At 72.4% G+C, this 17,044-nt stretch carries 11 protein-coding genes and 1 tRNA gene; 2 read left to right on the top strand and 10 right to left on the bottom strand.

The annotated features are described in order from the left end of the window. Positions 1-209: 209 nt before the first annotated feature. From rho to DMA15_RS25605, 7 genes are all read right to left on the bottom strand, one after another. Positions 210-2,279, bottom strand: coding sequence for a transcription termination factor Rho (gene rho / locus DMA15_RS25635; protein WP_125515110.1), 2,070 nt, complete (start codon positions 2,277-2,279; stop codon positions 210-212). A 388-nt stretch (positions 2,280-2,667) separates the two neighbouring features. After that, positions 2,668-3,585: a homoserine kinase gene (gene thrB / locus DMA15_RS25630; RefSeq protein WP_125515109.1), complete on the bottom strand. Its 918-nt coding sequence runs from the start codon at positions 3,583-3,585 to the stop codon at positions 2,668-2,670. A gap of 243 nt (positions 3,586-3,828) precedes the next feature. Further along, the gene (gene thrC, locus DMA15_RS25625) at positions 3,829-4,887 is read right to left on the bottom strand and encodes a threonine synthase (protein ID WP_125515108.1); all 1,059 of its coding nucleotides are present in this window, start codon (positions 4,885-4,887) and stop codon (positions 3,829-3,831) included. A 6-nt stretch (positions 4,888-4,893) separates the two neighbouring features. Then, positions 4,894-6,186, bottom strand: a complete 1,293-nt coding sequence (locus tag DMA15_RS25620; protein WP_164551828.1) for a homoserine dehydrogenase — start codon at positions 6,184-6,186, stop codon at positions 4,894-4,896. A gap of 94 nt (positions 6,187-6,280) precedes the next feature. Further along, a complete protein-coding gene (lysA, locus tag DMA15_RS25615) occupies positions 6,281-7,672 on the bottom strand; it encodes a diaminopimelate decarboxylase (RefSeq protein WP_125515107.1) in 1,392 nt (463 codons plus the stop codon). A gap of 42 nt (positions 7,673-7,714) precedes the next feature. Beyond that, positions 7,715-8,773 carry an ArgS-related anticodon-binding protein NrtL gene (gene nrtL, locus DMA15_RS25610; protein ID WP_125515106.1) on the bottom strand — a complete coding sequence of 353 codons (1,059 nt, stop codon included), beginning with the start codon at positions 8,771-8,773 and terminating at the stop codon, positions 7,715-7,717. A gap of 281 nt (positions 8,774-9,054) precedes the next feature. Next, entirely contained in the window at positions 9,055-9,558 is a 504-nt protein-coding gene (locus DMA15_RS25605; RefSeq protein ID WP_240659928.1) for a response regulator, read from the bottom strand. 204 nt (positions 9,559-9,762) lie between these two features. Here DMA15_RS25605 and DMA15_RS25600 point away from each other — a divergent pair. Continuing rightward, a tRNA-Arg gene (locus DMA15_RS25600) sits at positions 9,763-9,834 on the top strand. Between the two features lie 102 nt (positions 9,835-9,936). Here DMA15_RS25600 and DMA15_RS25595 read toward each other — a convergent pair. Further along, a complete protein-coding gene (locus DMA15_RS25595) occupies positions 9,937-10,365 on the bottom strand; it encodes an SRPBCC family protein (RefSeq protein ID WP_125515104.1) in 429 nt (142 codons plus the stop codon). A gap of 207 nt (positions 10,366-10,572) precedes the next feature. Here DMA15_RS25595 and DMA15_RS25590 point away from each other — a divergent pair, with 207 nt between their 5' ends. Continuing rightward, positions 10,573-11,337, top strand: coding sequence for an alpha/beta fold hydrolase (locus DMA15_RS25590; RefSeq protein ID WP_240659926.1), 765 nt, complete (start codon positions 10,573-10,575; stop codon positions 11,335-11,337). A 7-nt stretch (positions 11,338-11,344) separates the two neighbouring features. Here the strand turns inward: DMA15_RS25590 and DMA15_RS36775 are convergent, their stop codons facing one another. Both DMA15_RS36775 and DMA15_RS25565 read right to left on the bottom strand, forming a co-directional pair. Beyond that, on the bottom strand, positions 11,345-13,654 hold the full coding sequence (locus DMA15_RS36775; protein WP_164551827.1) for a beta-ketoacyl synthase N-terminal-like domain-containing protein: 2,310 nt from the start codon (positions 13,652-13,654) through the stop codon (positions 11,345-11,347). Then, positions 13,651-16,989 (bottom strand): non-ribosomal peptide synthetase, encoded by a 3,339-nt coding sequence (locus tag DMA15_RS25565; protein ID WP_125515102.1) that lies wholly within the window; start codon positions 16,987-16,989, stop codon positions 13,651-13,653. Before DMA15_RS25565 ends, DMA15_RS36775 begins: the two co-directional genes overlap by 4 nt. Between the last annotated feature and the right edge of the window lie 55 nt (positions 16,990-17,044).

Genomic DNA, 17,044 nt, shown 5'->3' with positions numbered 1-17,044 from the left:
GCCCCGGGGTCCGATCGCTGCGCAGCGTGCGCACGGCGCGCCCTTTTGCGGCCTTCACCAGCGATTTCGTACCGGACCGCACTGCCGTCGGGAAGCGTGAGAATCTCTTAGACGTGTGGCCAAGGTCTCGATGAAACGGAAGGGGCCGGCCCCGTCGGATGACGGGACCGGCCCCTTTCGGTCACCTTGTTCCAGGCGCCCGCGCCGGGTCAGTCGTTGCCGTTGCCCGGCGTCGGCGTGGTCTTCTGGATCTGGAGCAGGAACTCGGCGTTCGACTTCGTCTGCTTCATCTTGTCCAGGAGCAGCTCGATCGCCTGCTGCTGGTCGAGCGCGTGCAGCACACGGCGCAGCTTCCAGGTGATGGCCAGCTCGTCGCTGCCGAGCAGGATCTCTTCCTTGCGGGTGCCGGACGCGTCCACGTCCACCGCCGGGAAGATGCGCTTGTCGGCGAGCTTGCGGTCGAGCTTCAGCTCGGCGTTGCCGGTGCCCTTGAACTCCTCGAAGATGACCTCGTCCATGCGGGACCCGGTGTCGACGAGCGCGGTCGCGAGGATGGTCAGCGAGCCGCCGTCCTCGATGTTGCGCGCGGCGCCGAAGAAGCGCTTCGGCGGGTAGAGCGCGGTCGAGTCGACACCACCGGACAGGATGCGCCCGGAGGCCGGGGCCGCGAGGTTGTACGCACGGCCCAGACGCGTGATCGAGTCGAGCAGTACGACGACGTCGTGACCGAGCTCCACGAGGCGCTTGGCGCGCTCGATGGCCAGCTCGGCAACCGTGGTGTGGTCCTCGGCCGGGCGGTCGAAGGTCGAGGAGATGACCTCGCCCTTGACCGACCGCTGCATGTCGGTGACCTCTTCCGGACGCTCGTCGACCAGGACGACCATCAGGTGGCACTCGGGGTTGTTCACCGTGATCGCGTTGGCGATCGCCTGCATGATCATGGTCTTGCCGGTCTTCGGCGGGGCCACGATCAGACCGCGCTGTCCCTTACCGATGGGCGCGACGAGGTCGATGATGCGGGTGGTGAGCACGCCCGGGTCGGTCTCCAGACGGAGCCGGTCCTGCGGGTAAAGGGGCGTCAGCTTGCTGAACTCCGGCCGCCCGCGCCCGGATTCGGCCGCCATGCCGTTCGCCGAGTCGAGGCGCACGAGCGCGTTGAACTTCTCGCGGCGCTCGCCGTCCTTGGGCTGACGGACCGCGCCGGTGACGTGGTCGCCCTTGCGCAGACCGTTCTTGCGGACCTGGGCCAGCGAGACGTACACGTCGTTCGGGCCGGGGAGGTAGCCCGACGTACGGATGAACGCGTAGTTGTCGAGGATGTCCAGGATGCCCGCGACGGGGATCAGGACGTCGTCGTCGGAGACCTGCGGCTCGTTGCCGAAGCCCTGCTCGTCGCGGCCACGACGGCCACGGCGGTCGCGGTAACGGCCCCGGCGGCCGCGGCGGCCACCCTCGAAATCGTCGTCGTCCTGCGGACCGTTGTCACGCTGGCGGTCCTGGCGGTCCTGACGGCCGCCGCCACCCTGCTGCTGACGGTCCTGCCGGTCCTGACGGTCCTGGCGGTCTGGGCGGCCGCCACCCTGCTGGTCGTCGCCCTTGTTGCCGCGGCGGTCACGGTCGCGGTCACGGCCGCGGCCCTGGCGGTCACGGCGTTCGCGGCGGCCGTCGGCGTTGTCGCCGCCGGAGCCGTCGCCGCCCTTGTCGCCCTTGGCCTCGGACGCGTCGCCCTTGGCCTCGGCCCTGGACTCGCCCTTCGCCTCGGCGGTGACGGTCTCCGGGCTGCCCGCGTCGGCGGTGGCCCGGCGCCGGCGGCGCTCACCGGCGGGCTGGTCGTCGCTGGCGGGCTGACCGGGGATGTCGATCTGCTGCTGGGCGGGGGCCTTCTCGGCCTTGGCGCTCTCGGCGCTCTCCGCCTTGACGGCCTTGCTCGGCTTGCCGGCGCTCTCCGCGGTGTCCTCGCCCGTACGGGCCTTCGAGGTGGCCCGGCGCTTGGGCTTGGTCTCGGTGGCGTCTGCGGCAGGCGCGGTGCTCTTCGCCGGGGCTCCGCCCCCTGCCTGCGCCTCCTTGATGACATCGATCAGCTGGCTCTTGCGCATGCGCCCGGTTCCCTTGATCCCAAGGCCCGAGGCGACCTGCTGCAGTTCCGCCAGCACCATGCCCTCGAGGCCGGTGCCGCGGCGCCGCCGGGACCCGGCCGAAGCACCGGTGGCAGGCGCCGCGGAGGCGTCCGTGGCGGGCGTGTCGGCAGTCACGCCCATCAGATCGGTGGTGTCGCTCACGAAGGGTCCTTCCCTGGAGCGGACGTCGGCCTGTCTGGCTCGGCGACCGGTTGTGCTGTCCGGCGGTCCTATGCGGATGGACCGTGCCGGGGCGGTGGTCCGCCAACGAGGCGGAAGAATTCATTGGTGATGGCGATTCCCGGTGCGGTGCCACTGATGTGCGGTGTCACTCGGCTCGGTCACGCCGGTTCCGGAGCGTGCTCAGGACCGCTCAGTGCGGGGCACGAAGCAGTTTGGGAGGCTCCCGGAAGAATGGTTGTCCCGGACGGGGACACAAAGCACCTCGCCATGGTGAGGTCGGGTGCAGACTTGAGATTAACACTACCGGATCCAACAAACATTCCCCCTCTCGGGATCGGGACACCCCGAAATCCCTGTGTTCACCGCGTCAGGACGCAAGCGGCAGCACGCTCGCTCCCTTGGCATCGAGTGCCAGGCGATTTGCCGCCCAGCCCTCTCCCGCCAGTCGTGCGACCTTGTCGGCCGCACTGTCTTCGGCCAGCGCGAGGACCGTGGGCCCCGCGCCGGAGATCACCGCGGGCACGCCGTCGGCGCGCAGCCGCTCCACCAGGGCGGCGCTCTCCGGCATGGCCGGGGCGCGGTACTCCTGGTGCAGCCGGTCCTCGGTGGCGGGCAGCAGCAGCTCGGGGCGCCTGGTCAGGGCCTCGACGAGCAGCGCCGCCCGGCCCGCGTTGGCGGCCGCGTCGACGTGCGGGACGGTGCGCGGAAGCAGGCCGCGCGCCGTCTCGGTGAGGATGGGCTTCCCGGGGACGAAAACCACCGGAACGATGGAATCGGCGGGCTCCATCCTGATCGCCCGCCCCGCTCCCCCGTCCATCCAGGAGAGCGTGAAACCGCCGAGCAGACAGGCCGCCACGTTGTCGGGGTGGCCCTCGATCTCGGTGGCGAGTTCGAGCAGCGCCGCGTCGTCGAGCCTGGCCTCGCCGCCTATCGTCACGGCGCGGGCGGCGACGATGCCCGCGCAGATGGCGGCGGACGACGAGCCGAGCCCGCGGCCGTGCGGGATGCGGTTGGCGCAGACGATCTCCAGGCCGCGCGGCTGCCCGCCGAGCAGGTCGAAGGCGGTGCGCAGGGCGCGTACGAGCAGATGCGACTCGTCGCGGGCGAGCGTCTCACTGCCCTCCCCGGCGATGTCGATGTTCAGGCCGGAGTCGGCCACCCGGACGACCACGTCGTCGTACAGACCCAGCGACAGGCCCAGGGCGTCGAAGCCCGGACCGAGATTGGCGCTGGTGGCGGGGACGCGCACCCGGACGGCGGCGGCGCGGAACGCTGGACCGGCCATCGCTCGATGACTCTCCTTGAGCTGCGTGTTTTCGAGGCTGCGTATTTTTCGGTACGTGCCACATGTACGGGACACCCGAAGGCCGCGGACAACGGCGGCACCGCGGCATATGCGGCGGGGCGGGTTCGGTACAGCCTATCGAAGGAAGGTTCTGTGGCGACATAGGGCGCACAGGAGGCGCACGATGCGTGTCGTAAGCCCCCTGTGCCACCCCCTGTACGGAGTCGCGGGTTTTGCCCGCTGTTAGGCCAGACCGAGGCGTTCTGCCGCGACGGCCGCGTCGACCGGGACCGTGACCGGCTGCGGGGCGCCCGCGACGGCCCAGTCCGGGTCCTTGAGGCCGTTGCCCGTGACCGTGCAGACGATCCGCTGGCCCGGGTCGACCTTGCCCTGCTCGGCGGCCTTCAGCAGACCGGCGACCGAGGCGGCCGACGCGGGCTCCACGAAGACGCCCTCCTGGGACGCCAACAGCTTGTAGGCGCGCAGGATCTCACGGTCCGTCACCTCGTCGATGAGGCCGCCCGACTCGTCGCGCGCGGCGAGGGCGTACTGCCACGAGGCGGGGTTGCCGATGCGAATCGCGGTGGCGATCGTCGAGGGGTCCTTGACGACCTCGCCGCGCACGATGGGCGCCGAACCGGAGGCCTGGAAGCCCCACATCCGGGGCGTACGCGTCGACATGGAGTCGGCGGCGTACTCCTTGTAGCCCTTCCAGTAGGCCGTGATGTTGCCGGCGTTACCGACGGGAAGGACGTGGATGTCGGGGGCGTCGCCGAGGGCGTCCACGATCTCGAACGAGGCGGTCTTCTGGCCCTCGATGCGGAACGGGTTGACGGAGTTGACCAGCGCCACCGGGTAGTTCTCGGAGAGGGCGCGCGCCAGGTTCAGGCAGTCGTCGAAGTTGCCGTCGACCTGGAGGATCTTCGAGCCGTAGACGAGCGCCTGGCCCATCTTGCCGAGCGCGATCTTGCCCTGCGGCACGAGGACCGCGCAGACCATGCCCGCGCGGACGGCGTAGGCGGCGGCGGACGCCGACGTGTTGCCGGTGGAGGCGCAGATGACGGCCTTGGCGCCCTCCTCCTTGGCCTTGGTGATCGCCATGGTCATGCCGCGGTCCTTGAAGGACCCCGTCGGGTTCGCGCCCTCGACCTTGAGGTGGACCTCGCAGCCCGTGCGCTCCGAGAGCACCTGCGCGGGTACGAGCGGCGTGCCGCCCTCGCGAAGCGTCACGACCGGCGTGGTGGCCGAGACCGGAAGGCGCTCCCGGTACTCCTCGATGATTCCGCGCCACTGGTGGGTCATTGCTGCCTACTCCCCTTCAACCCGCATGATGCTGGCGACACCGCGCACGGTGTCGAGTCTGCGCAGCGCGTCGACGGTGCCGGTGAGGGCGGCGTCGGGCGCGCGATGGGTGACGACGACGAGGGAGGCCTCGCCGTCCTTGCCCGTCTGACGGACCGTATCGATCGATACGCCGTGCTCGGCGAAGACCGTCGCGACCTGGGCGAGGACGCCCGGCTTGTCGGCCACGTCGAGGCTGATGTGGTAGCGCGTGACGACCTCGCCCATGGAGCCCACGGGCAGCTGCGTGTACGCGGAGTCGCCGGGTCCGGTGGACTCGGCGAGCTTGTTGCGGCAGACGGCGACGAGGTCGCCGAGGACGGCGGACGCGGTGGGCGCGCCACCGGCGCCGGGGCCGTAGAACATGAGCTGCCCCGCGGCCTCCGCCTCGACGAACACGGCGTTGTACGCCTCGCGGACCGATGCCAGCGGATGGCTGAGCGGGATCATCGCGGGATGCACGCGCGCGGTGACGGACCCGCCGTCGGCGGCCCGCTCGCAGATGGCGAGGAGCTTGATGGTGCAGCCCATGCGCTTCGCGGACGCGAAGTCGGCGGCGGTCACCTCGGTCATGCCCTCGCGGTACACGTCGTCGAGGCGGACGCGCGTGTGGAAGGCGATGCCGGCGAGGATCGCGGCCTTGGCGGCGGCGTCGAAGCCCTCGACGTCGGCGGTCGGGTCCGCTTCCGCGTAGCCGAGGGCGGTGGCCTCGTCGAGCGCTTCCTGATACCCGGCGCCGGTGGTGTCCATGGCGTCGAGGATGAAGTTGGTGGTGCCGTTCACGATGCCGAGTACGCGGTTGACCTTGTCGCCCGCCAGGGACTCGCGCAGCGGCCGGATCAGCGGGATGGCGCCGGCGACGGCGGCCTCGTAGTAGAGGTCCCGGCCGTGCTCGACGGCGGCCTCGTGCAGCGCGGCGCCGTCCTGCGCGATGAGCGCCTTGTTCGCGGAGACGACCGAGGCGCCGTGGGCGAGGGCGGTGGTGATCAGCCCGCGCGCGGGCTCGATGCCGCCGATGACCTCGACGACGACGTCGATGTCGCCGCGCTTGACCAGTGCCGTCGCGTCGGTGGTGACGAGGGACGGGTCGATGCCCTCGCGCACCTTGGAGGGGCGGCGGACGGCGACCCCGGCGAGCTCCACCGGGGCGCCGATCCTGGCTGTGAGGTCGTCGGCGTGCGTCGTCATGATGCGCGCCACCTCTGAGCCGACAACCCCACAGCCCAGCAGCGCCACCTTCAGCGGACGCGTACGCATCATCCGACCTCACTTCTCATACATCTACGATGGGACCAGTCTCACCCACCGGACCGGAGTTTCTGTCCATTGTCCGGATCTTGAGACATCTATTTCATCATCCGACGTCGAGACGCAGGAGATCTTCCTCCGTCTCGCGCCGCACGATCACCCGCGCCGCACCGCTGTCGACGGCGACCACGGGCGGGCGCAGCGCGTGGTTGTAGTTGCTCGCCATCGAGCGGCAGTACGCACCGGTCGCGGGGACGGCGACCAGATCGCCGGGCGCCAGGTCGGCGGGCAGGAACGCGTCGCGTACGACGATGTCACCACTCTCACAGTGCTTGCCGACCACGCGCACCAGCATGGGCTCGGCGTCGGAGGAGCGGGAGACGAGGGCGACGGAGTATTCGGCGTCGTAGAGCGCGGTGCGGATGTTGTCGGACATGCCGCCGTCGACGGAGACGTACGTACGCAGCCCTTCGAGGGGCTTGATGGTGCCGACCTCGTAGAGCGTGAAGGCGGTGGGGCCGACGATGGCGCGCCCGGGCTCGACGGAGATGCGGGGGGTGCGCAGCCCGGCGGCGGCGCACTCGCGCGTGACGATCTCGCTCAGCGCCTTGGCGATCTCGTGCGGCTCGCACGGGTCGTCGTCCGAGGTGTACGCGATGCCGAGGCCGCCGCCGAGGTCGATCTCCGGCAGCTCCACGCCGTGCTCGTCGCGCACCTCGGCGAGCAGCTGCACCACGCGCCGGGCGGAGACCTCGAAGCCGGCCATGTCGAAGATCTGCGACCCGATGTGCGAGTGGATGCCGATCAGCTCGATCCCGTCGAGCTTGAGGGCGCGCCGGACGGCCTCCGCGGCCTCTCCCCCGGCCAGCGCGATGCCGAACTTCTGGTCCTCGTGGGCGGTGGCGATGAACTCGTGGGTGTGTGCCTCGACGCCCACGGTCACGCGGATCTGCACGCGCTGGCGCTTGCCGAGCCGCTCGGCGATGTGCGAGACGCGCACGATCTCCTGGAAGGAGTCGAGCACGACGCGTCCGACGCCGACCTCGATCGCGCGGTGGATCTCGTCCTCGGTCTTGTTGTTGCCGTGGAAGGCGATGCGCTCGGCGGGCATGCCGGCGGCGAGGGCGGTGGCGAGTTCGCCGCCGCTGCACACGTCGAGGTTGAGCCCTTCCTCGTGCAGCCACCGCACGACGGCCCGGGACAGGAACGCCTTGCCTGCGTAGAAGACGTCGGCGCCGGTGCCGAAGGCGTCGCGCCAGGCGCGGCAGCGGGCGCGGAAGTCGGCCTCGTCGACGAAGTACGCGGGGGTGCCGAACTCCTCGGCCAGGCGCGTCACTTCGATGCCGCCCATGCTGACGACGCCCTCGGGGCCGCGGGTGACGGTGCGGGACCAGACCTTGGCGTCCAGGGCGTTGAGGTCGGTGGGCGGTGCGGTGTAGTGCCCCTCGGTCAGGACGTCGGCGTGGCGGGGGCCTGCGGGGTGTGCGGAACGGCTCATGGCTCGGTCGTCTCGTCTCTCACGGTGTCACGTATGACGGTGTCACAGATAGGTGGGTGCGCTGATGCCGAGCAGGGACAGGCCACCGGCGAGCACCGTCCCGGCGGCTTCGGCGAGGGCGAGCCGGGCACGGTGGGCGGCCGAGGGTTTCTCGTCGCCGACGGGCAGGACGGCGTGCTCGTACCCGAGCAGGGCGTCGGCGGTGCCGACGAGGTGCCGGGCGAGCCGGTCGGGGGCGCGGTGGCGGGCGGCGGCGGCGAGGACCGGGGGGTGGGCGGCGAGGTGGTCGAGCAGTGGCTGGGGGGCGGGGCTCTGGAGGTCGCCCGGGGCGGAGTCGAAGCCCAGCTGGGCGGCGTTGCGGGTGAGGGCGCGGGCTCGGGCGTGGGCGTACCGGACCCGGAAGAGGGGGTTGGTCTCGCGCTGCGCGAGGTGCTGGTCGCCGCCCTGCTCGGGGGCGATGCGGGGATGGTCGTGCGCGGCGGGGTGGAGCAGGGCCCAGCGGGCGGCGTCGCGGCCCAGGCGCAGGGGGTCGGCCGGGGCGGGGACGGGGCGCAGGGTGGGGAGCGGGTGCGGGGGGCGGCCGTGGGCGTCGACGCGTACGCCGAGGACGTCGGCCCACTCCTGCTCGGGCGCCGCGTCGGAGGTGACGCGGACGAGGACGCCCTGGGAGCGCAGGACGCGGCGGGCGCTGTCGGCGACGACGAGGGCGCGGACTTCGTGGGGGGCGTGGATCTGGGCCAGCTCGCCGGTGTCGGGATGGACGTGCCCGTAGCACTCCCCGAGCCGGAGGATGTCGCGTACGAGGGCTTCGGCGGGCGAGCCGGCGAGGGTGATGTTGAGGAAGCCGGGCCCGGTGATGTCGACACCGGCGATCCCGGGCTCGGCGGCGAGCCGCGGGAACAGCACCTCGGCGACCTCACGGGGGGAGCGTCCGGCGCCGCGGGCCACCTGGAGGGCGACGTTCGTGGCGTAGTCCCCGCGCCCCCCGGGCCGGGGCCGCTCCACCCGCACCTTCTCCGGCACGTCGACGCTCAGCTCGCCCGCGTCCACGGCATGACGCATGGCGCGCAGCACGGTGCGGGAGAGCTCGACAGGGGTCACGGGACCAGCGTATGGGAGGAGGGGGGTGGGTCCGCGACTTGGTTTCGGGATGGTCTTGGGATGTGGACGGGGGCTGGCCGGGGGCCTGGGGCGGGGAGTGCCGGGGGCGGGGCCTGGCGGGCAGCTGGGGGCTGGGATGAGGGTCGCTGGGAGCGGGGGCCTGGCGGGGCCGGGGGTGGTCGGGGGTCTGGGGTGGGCGAGCTGGGCTTGGGGCCCGCCGGGACCGCCTCTCTCCCCCTCCCCTTCCCTCCCCGCCCGCTGGGTCTGCCTTCCGACCTGGGTCAGCCGCCGGGGTGGGCGGCGGGCTCGGCGTCGCCGGCGAGGCCGATGGCGCTGCCACCGTCACCGACGGGGCGACCGCTGCCCACGGAGCTACGCCGCCCCTCCTGCCCTTCCCGTCCCTCTCCCGCCCGACGGGCCATCAGTTGCTGCACAAGGCCCACAAGTTCGCTCGGCTCGAACGGCTTGGCGAGGAAGGCGTCGACGCCGACCTCCAGACCGCTCTCGACCTCGTACTGCGTACAGGCACTGACGACGACGATGGGCAGCTCACGGGTGCGCGCGTCCGCGCGGAGCCGGGCGGCGGTGCGCAGACCGTCGAGCCGGGGCATCACGACATCGAGGGTGATGACATCGGGCCGCACCTGATGGACGACGTCCAGGCATTCGGCACCATCGGCCGCGGTCACGACCTCGAAGCCCTCCAGCTCGAGGTTGACCCTGATCAGTTGCCGAATGACCTTGTTGTCGTCCACAACAAGCACGCGGCCGGGCACGCCTGACACAACTCGAGAGTAGGTCCGCGCCCACCGCCGCGTCCCGGTTTTCCCCACTTCCGCCCCGCCCGAGCCACCCGGCCCGCGCGCGGCGACGGCCGACGCCCCGCAGGCCCCCACCACGACGCCCCCGGAAGCACGGAAATACCTGTTCATGGGGAGCCCCTGAGAGCTGGTAGGGTTCTACCCGTCGCCACGCAACCGCGACGACACGCCCCCGTAGCTCAGGGGATAGAGCAACGGCCTCCGGAGCCGTGTGCGCAGGTTCGAATCCTGCCGGGGGCACCTTGGATCAGGTGCCCAAAGACCCCGTCATCAGCGGAAACGCTGAGGCCGGGGTCTTCGTGTATCTACAGGTGCCTGTGGCAGTGCGCGGTCCTGTGACGGTCAGGTGCCTGACGCCGTGCGTTCCGCCATCTTCTTGAATTCGCCCAAGTCGTAGTTGGCCAGGGTCGAGTCCAGGTTGGTGAGGGCGCCCAGGTGTTCCACGAAGCCCTGGGGGTCGTATTCGATCTGGAGCGTTACTCGGCTTTCCGTGTCGCTGATGTGGTGGAACGTGACCACGCCCGCGTGGTGCACTCCCTCTGTGGTGCGCCAGGCGATGCGTTCCTGCGGGATCACTTCGGTGAGTTCGGCCACGAAGCTCTTGTCCGCGCCGGGCAGGGAGACCTGCCAGGCGAAGGTCTTGGCGTCGATGCGCTGGACGTGCTTGACGTGGCTGAGGAAGGAGGGCCAGCGTTCGACGTTCTCCCACAGGGCCCAGCTCACGGCGACCGGCGCCTTGATGTCTACGGCTTCGAGCAGCGAGGAGGCCATGTCCTCATCTCCTTTGTGTGTCCGTTGCGTGTTCGTCGTCGGTCCTCCCACCGGTACCCGGAGTTGCGGGATCTATCGGGATGGGTTCGGGGCGGGGTTCGGGGTGGGGTTCGGAGTGGTCGCTCTTCTTGGGGTTCGTCCGGCATGCTGGCCTGCGGCAGGGGGCCGGTCGGCGGTTCTCTGCGGTACAGGAGAGGAGGGCGCGCCGTGGGCGACTGGATACGTTGCTGCCACCCCGCACCCGATGCCGGAATCCGTCTGCTCTGCTTCCCGCACGCGGGGGGTTCGGTCAGCGCCTATCACGCGTTCTCGGCCGCCGTATCGGGGGTCGTGGAGCCGCTGATCGTGCAGTACCCGGGGCGTCAGGACCGGTACGGCGAGCCGTTCGCCGCGGGGGCGGACGAGATCGTCGAGGCTGTTCTGGACGAGCTGTCGCCGGGTCCGGAGGGCGAGCCCCTCGCACTGTTCGGGCACAGCATGGGCGCGATCATGGCGTTCGAGACCGCGCGGCGGCTGGAGGCCGAGGGGCGGCCACCCGTCGCCCTCTTCCTCTCCGGCCGGCGGGCTGCCTCGCTGCCCCGGCGGTCCGCTGCGGCCCGGCCGGTGCGCGAGATGTCGGACGCCGAACTCATCGAGGAGATGCGGAAGTTGGCCGGCACCGCCGACGAACTCCTCGCCTCCCCCGAACTCCTCTCGCTCTTCCTGCCGCCGATGCGCGCCGACTACCAGATCGTCGACGAGTACGTCTACCGCCCCGGCCCGCCGCTGAGTTGCCCCGTCACCGTGCTCACCGGTGACGCCGATCCCCGCGTCAGCGTGGAGGAGGCGCGGGCGTGGAAGGGCGAGGCGGCGGGCGCCTTCTCCTGTCACGTCCTCGCCGGGGGGCACTTCTACCTCGACGGCCACCTGCCGTACGTCGCCGACGTCATCGCCTCCTCGCTGCCCGGCCGGGAGGCGATGACGGCCCCGTAGCCCGTCGTCACCCCTCGGCCTCGAACTCCGCCAGGAGCGCGTCCAGCGAGTCCTCCGCCGCGTCCGGCTCCTTCGACTCGACGATGCGTACCGCCAGTTCCTGGAGGGTCAGCTCCTCCAGGAACAAGGTGATCGGTACGTCGATGCCGAAGTCGTCCCGCAGCCTGCCCACCAGGTGCACCGCCGTCAGCGAGTCACCGCCCGCCTCGAAATAGGTGGTCGTCGTGGCTGGTGTGAGGGAAGTGTTCTCAGGCAGGCCCAGGGCCTCGGCCAGGAGGGCGGAGATCGCGGGGGTCAGGTCTGGGGTCGTGCCCGCCCCGGTTGTGCCGGGGGCGGCCACCACCTCCGCTGCGGGCTCCGGCCCGGTCGTCGTCGCCGGCAGCGTCAGCGCGCCGAAGCTCTCCCCCTCGAACGGGTACGTCGGCAGGCTCACCCTGCGCGCCCCCCGGCTCGCCTCCGGCCACGGGACCGTGTCGCCCTTCAGCCACAGTTCGCCGAGTTCGCGCAGTCCTTCCGTGTCGGGGCCCTCCCCCTCGTCGGTCCAGGGGCGGCCCTGTGCGAGCGCGGTCAGCCGTTCGGCGGCCTCCGCGGGGTGCGACGCGAGGACGTACGCGCGTACGTCCATGGGGGTGCGGGACGTGCGCAGGGTGTGCGCGGTGTCCGCGAGGGACGGGGCGTCGGGGGCGCGCAGGGCGCTCGCCAGTCTCGCCGCGAGCGTGGTGAGGGCGGTCTCCGTGCGGGCCGAGAGGGGGAGGATCTCGGGGATCGGGAGCCGGTCGGCGGGGGGCTGCGGCTGGGGGCGGTGCGGGGACTGTTCCAGGACGACGTGGACGTTCGTACCGCCGATTCCCAGCGAACTCACTCCCGCGCGGCGCGGGCCCTGTGCGGGGCGCGGCCAGGGGGCCGCCCGGTCCACGACACGGAACGGGGTCGCGTCCAGGCGTAGTTCGGGGTGGGGGCGGGAGAGGCCGACGGTGGGCGCCAGTGTGGCGTGCTCCAGCATCAGCACCGCCTTGATGAGCGAGGCGACGCCCGCGGCCGCGTCCAGGTGGCCGATGTTCGACTTCACGGAGCCTATGCCGATGCGGGGGCGGTCGATGGGGGGCGGGGCGTCCGCAGCCGGGCGAGCCGGGGCGTCCGCAGCCGGGCTCAGGGCTGCCGTGGCGGGGCTCGGGGCTTCCGCCCCGGGGCTCTCGGCTTCCGCCGCGGGAGCGAACGCCTCGGTGGCTGCGGCCAGTTCGATGCGGTCGCCCAGTTCCGTCGCCGTACCGTGCGTCTCCACGTACTGGGCCGCCGACGGCGTGAGACCCGCCGCCGACCAGGCCTCGACGATCGCCGCCGTCTGCTGTTCGACGCCGGGGGCGGTGAAGCCGACCTTCGTGGCGCCGTCGTTGGTCAGGGCGCTGCCGCGCACGACCGCGCGGATCGGGTCGCCGTCGGCGAGCGCGTCGGACAGGCGGCGCAGTACGACGACGCCCACGCCGCTGCCGGGCACGGTGCCGCCCGCCCGCTCGTCGAAGGGGCGGCAGCGGCCGTCGGGCGAGAAGATGCCGCCCTCGTAGTGGACGTACCCCTGCCTGCGTACGGTGTCGACGCTGACGCCGCCCGCGAGCGCGGTGTCGCACTCGCCGAGGAGCAGCGCCTGCGCGGCGAGGTGCACGGCTGTCAGCGAGGTCGAGCAGGCCGTCTGCACGGTCAGGCTCGGGCCTTCGAGGCCGAGGCGGTAGGAGATCCAGGGGGCGAGGAACTCCCGGTCGGTGAGGATGCGGATCTGCATCGCGCCGAGGGACGCGGCGAGGCGGCGGTCGGTGTGGGCGGCCAGCATGTGCTCGGTGGGGCTGCCGCCGACGTAGACGCCGGTGCGGTCCCGCGCGGCGAGCGGGTCGCGGCCCGCGTCCTCCAGGGCGGCCCAGGCGGTCTCCAGGAGCAGCCGGTGCTGCGGGTCGAGGGCGGCGGCCTCGGTGCGGTTGAAGCCGAAGAGTTCGGCGTCGAAGCGGTCGGCGTCGGCGAGGTACCCCTTGGCGGGTACGTGTTCGGGGCGGCGCAGCTCGGCCGGGTCGGCGCCGTCGGCCAGCAGCTCGGCCTCGGTGAAGTCGGTGAGGGAGCAGACGCCGTCGCGGAGGTTGGCCCAGTACGTGTCCAGGTCGGGGGCGCCGGGGAACCGCCCGCTCATGCCGACGATCGCGATCGCGGAGTCGGCGTCGGGCTCGGGCTCGTACTCGGGCTCGGGCTCGCGCTCGGAGGCGACGTCGGCATCGGCATCGGCATCGGCGTGGACGTCGATGTCGGCGGCCCGGAGGGGTGCTGGCTCGGTCATCGTGGCGTGCCCTTTCTGGAGCGGAGCCGTTGTGCGGCGGCGGTCTGGCGTGCGCGGCGGTCACTGCCCCGGCGCTGGGCCGCGGTGGCGGTCGCGGGGGCTTCTGTCGCCGGGGCCGTGGCGGGGTCCTCCGCGGGGGCGGCCTCGGCGTCCTCCGAGGAGCGGTCGAGGTATGCCGCGAGCGCGGCGACGGTGGGGTGGCGGAACAGGTCGACCAGGGTGAGGTCCGCCGCCCCGTGGCCTTCACCGCCCCCGCCCGCGGCCGGTTCGCGCAGGGCGTCGAGGACCCTCAGCAGCCGTACCGAATTGCCTCCCGAGTCGAAGAAGTTGTCGTGGACGCCGACCCGGTCCAGGGTCAGGACGTCCGCCCACACCCGCGCCACGCGCCGTTCGGTGGCGGTGCGCGCGGCGACGTACGTACGACTCGCCTCGGGCCGCCGCGTGGTCGGTTCGGGCAGGCGGGGCCGGTCGATCTTGCCGGAGCGGTTGAGCGGCAGCGCGTCGAGGTGGACGTACAGCTCGGGGAGCATGTAGCCGGGGAGGCGTTCGGCGAGGTGGGCGCGGAGGTCGTCGTCGGTGGGGGTGGCGCCCTCGCGGTGTACGACGTACGCGATGAGGCGCTGGTCGGTGCCGCTGCCGCGGACGGCGGCCGCCGCGACCGCGATGTCCGGGTGGCCGGCCAGCAGCGCCTCGATCTCGCCGAGTTCGATGCGGATGCCGCGGAGCTTGACCTGGGAGTCGGAGCGGCCGAGGTAGTGCAGGCGCCCGCGGGCGTCGACGCGGGCGAGGTCGCCGGTGCGGTACATCCGGGAGCCGGGCGGGCCGTAGGGGTCGGCGACGAAGCGTTCGGCGGTCAGGGCGGGGCGGCCGATGTAGCCGCGGGCCAGTGAGGCGCCCGCGATGTAGACCTCGCCGGTCACGCCGGTGGGCACCGTGCGCAGGCGGCCGTCCAGGACGTACACGCGGGAGCCCGGGACGGGGCGGCCGATCACCACGGGTTGGCCGGGTTCGAGGTCGGCGGTGGTGGCGTAGACAGTGGCCTCGCTCGGCCCGTACGCGTTGACGATGCGGCGGCCGGGCGCGCTGAGCCGCTCGACCAGTTCGGCGGGGCAGGCCTCGCCGCCGACGGCGAGCGTACGCAGGTGGGGCAGCCGTCCCTCGCCGCCGGGGATGTCGGGCAGCAGCATCACGGCGGACGGCGGCAGGAAGACGTACGTGATGCGGGAGTCCCGCAGACGGGCGTGGAGGGCGTCGCCGAGCCGTTCGTCGTCGCGGGCGATGTGCAGCTCGGCGCCGGCGACCCAGGGGAAGAAGAGGTCGGAGACGGCCACGTCGAAGCCGAACGACACGAATTGCAGGACGCGGTCGTCGGCGGTGACGGGGAACGCGGGGCGCACGGCCCGGGTCAGGTTGAGCAGCGCGCCGTGCTCCACGGCGACGCCCTTCGGGACGCCGGTGGAGCCGGAGGTGAAGAGGACATAGGCGAGGTCTTGGGGGGTGGGGGCGGGGGCCTGTGCCTTTGGTGGGGTGGGGGCCGCGTCAGCTGGGGTGTCTGCGCGCAGGCAGGGGACGTCGAGTGGCTCGGCCTTGGCCGCGGTCTCCGCCGCCGTCAGCAGCAGCCCCGCACCGGAGGCCTCGACCATGTGTGCGAGGCGGGCGTGCGGGTGGGCCTGGTCGAGGGGTACGTACGCGCCGCCCGCGCGCAGTACCGCGAGGGCCGCGATGCCCATCTCCGGCGAGCGGGGCAGCAGCAGGCCGACCCGGAAACCGGGGCGTACTCCCGCGGCGCGCAGCCGTGCCGCCAACGCGTCGGCCCTGTCGAGGAGTTCGCGGTAGGTGAGTCGGGTATCGCCGCAGACGAGGGCGGTGGCGTCGGGCCGGGCGGCCGCGACGTCCGCGATCAGATCGGGCACCAGGCGGTCGGTGGGCGCCGCCTCGGCCGTGCGGTCGGCGGCGGCGACGGCGCGGCGGCGCTCCTCGGGCGGGACCGCGTCGAGGGTGGAGAGGGGGACATCGGGGTGGGTGAGGGCGGCGTCCAGGAGCGTCTGGAAGTTCCGCACCCAGGCGCGGATGGTTTCGGCCTCGAAGAGGGCGGTGCGGTAGATGAAGTGGGCGGCGAGGTGGGGGGTACGGGTGGTGCCGGGTGCCTCACCGGCACCACCCGTACCCCCCGTGTCCCCGGTGTCCCCCGTGCCCCCGTCCGTCCAGCGCTCGACGTGCAGGTGGAAGTCGAACTTGGCGGTTTCCAGGGAGAGTTCGACGCGGTGGACGCGGGCTCCGATGAGCGCGAGGGTGAGTTCCGTGTCGTCGTCGTAGGAGAAGACCAGCTGGACCACCGGGTCGTGGCTCGTGTCGCGGGTCGGGGCGAGGGTGTCCACGACCGTCTCGAACGGGGCGTCCTGGTAGGGCTGGCCCGCCAGCAGTTCCGCGCGGATCCGGGCGATCAGTTCGCCGTACGAGGGGTCGCCGGAGAGGTCGACTCTAAGCGCCAGGGTGTTGGTCAGCATGCCGACCATCTCCTGGAGTTCGGGCCGGTCGCGGCCGGACACCGGGAAGCCGATGACGAGGTCGTCGCGGCCCGTGAGGCGGCCGAGGAACGCGGCGTACGCGGCGAACAGCGCCATGAACGGTGTCGCGCCGCGGGCCCGTGCGGTCCGGGCCAGGCGGTCGTGGACCTCGGCGTCCAGGAGGAACCGTTCGCTGCCGCCCGCCGCCGAGCGCACCGCGGGGCGGGGCCGGTCGAGGGGCGGTGCGACGACCTCGGGGGCGCCGCGGAGGCGGTCGGCCCAGTGGGCGGCGGCTTCGGCGTAGGCGCCTTCCGCCTGGCGGTCGTGCTGCCAGGCGGCGAAGTCGGGGTATTGGAGGGGGAGTTCGGGGAGGGGGCCGGGCCCTTCGGGGTGCGGGTGGGGTCCGGTGGCTTCGGTTTCGGCCTCGTACGCCGTGGACAGGTCACGCAGGATGACGCCGAGGGACCAGCCGTCGCAGATCAGGTGGTGGGCGACGAGCAGCACGCGGTGGGTGCCGTCGTCGACGGCGTACACCGTGCAGCGCAGGAGGGGGCCTGTGGCCGGGTCGAAGGGGCGGGCCGCGTTCGCCCGCATCCGCTCGTCCGCCTCGTCCGCGCGTACGTCCTTTTCGACCGCGAGGTGGGCGCGGCCGGTGGCGGCGACGATCTGCGTCTGCGTGCCGTCCGCGGCGGCGGTGCGGAAGACGGTGCGCAGGGCTTCGTGCCGGGCCACGACGGCGTCCAGGGCGCGGGCGAGCGCGCCGAGGTCGAAGGGGCCGTGGACGGCGAAGGCGGCGGGCACGTTGTACTGGGCGGTGCCTGGGTTCATGCGGTCCAGGACCAGGAGGCGGCTCTGGGGGGCGGAGACGGGGAAATCGTACTCG

Source organism: Streptomyces sp. WAC 01529 (assembly GCF_003945545.1).
Lineage (GTDB): Bacteria > Actinomycetota > Actinomycetes > Streptomycetales > Streptomycetaceae > Streptomyces > Streptomyces anatolicus.
The sequence above is the reverse complement of the archived record's forward strand: the minus strand, read 5'-3'. Positions and strand labels throughout refer to the sequence as shown.

What these genes read in the sequence shown, in the direction of transcription:
- DMA15_RS25565 (WP_125515102.1), bottom strand. Translation starts at nt 16,989, where the DNA reads ATGAACCCAGGCACCGCCCAGTACAACGTGCCCGCCGCCTTCGCCGTC.
- thrC (WP_125515108.1), bottom strand. Translation starts at nt 4,887, where the DNA reads ATGACCCACCAGTGGCGCGGAATCATCGAGGAGTACCGGGAGCGCCTT.
- thrB (WP_125515109.1), bottom strand. Translation starts at nt 3,585, where the DNA reads ATGGCCGGTCCAGCGTTCCGCGCCGCCGCCGTCCGGGTGCGCGTCCCC.
- DMA15_RS25620 (WP_164551828.1), bottom strand. Translation starts at nt 6,186, where the DNA reads ATGATGCGTACGCGTCCGCTGAAGGTGGCGCTGCTGGGCTGTGGGGTT.
- DMA15_RS25595 (WP_125515104.1), bottom strand. Translation starts at nt 10,365, where the DNA reads ATGGCCTCCTCGCTGCTCGAAGCCGTAGACATCAAGGCGCCGGTCGCC.
- lysA (WP_125515107.1), bottom strand. Translation starts at nt 7,672, where the DNA reads ATGAGCCGTTCCGCACACCCCGCAGGCCCCCGCCACGCCGACGTCCTG.
- DMA15_RS36775 (WP_164551827.1), bottom strand. Translation starts at nt 13,654, where the DNA reads ATGACCGAGCCAGCACCCCTCCGGGCCGCCGACATCGACGTCCACGCC.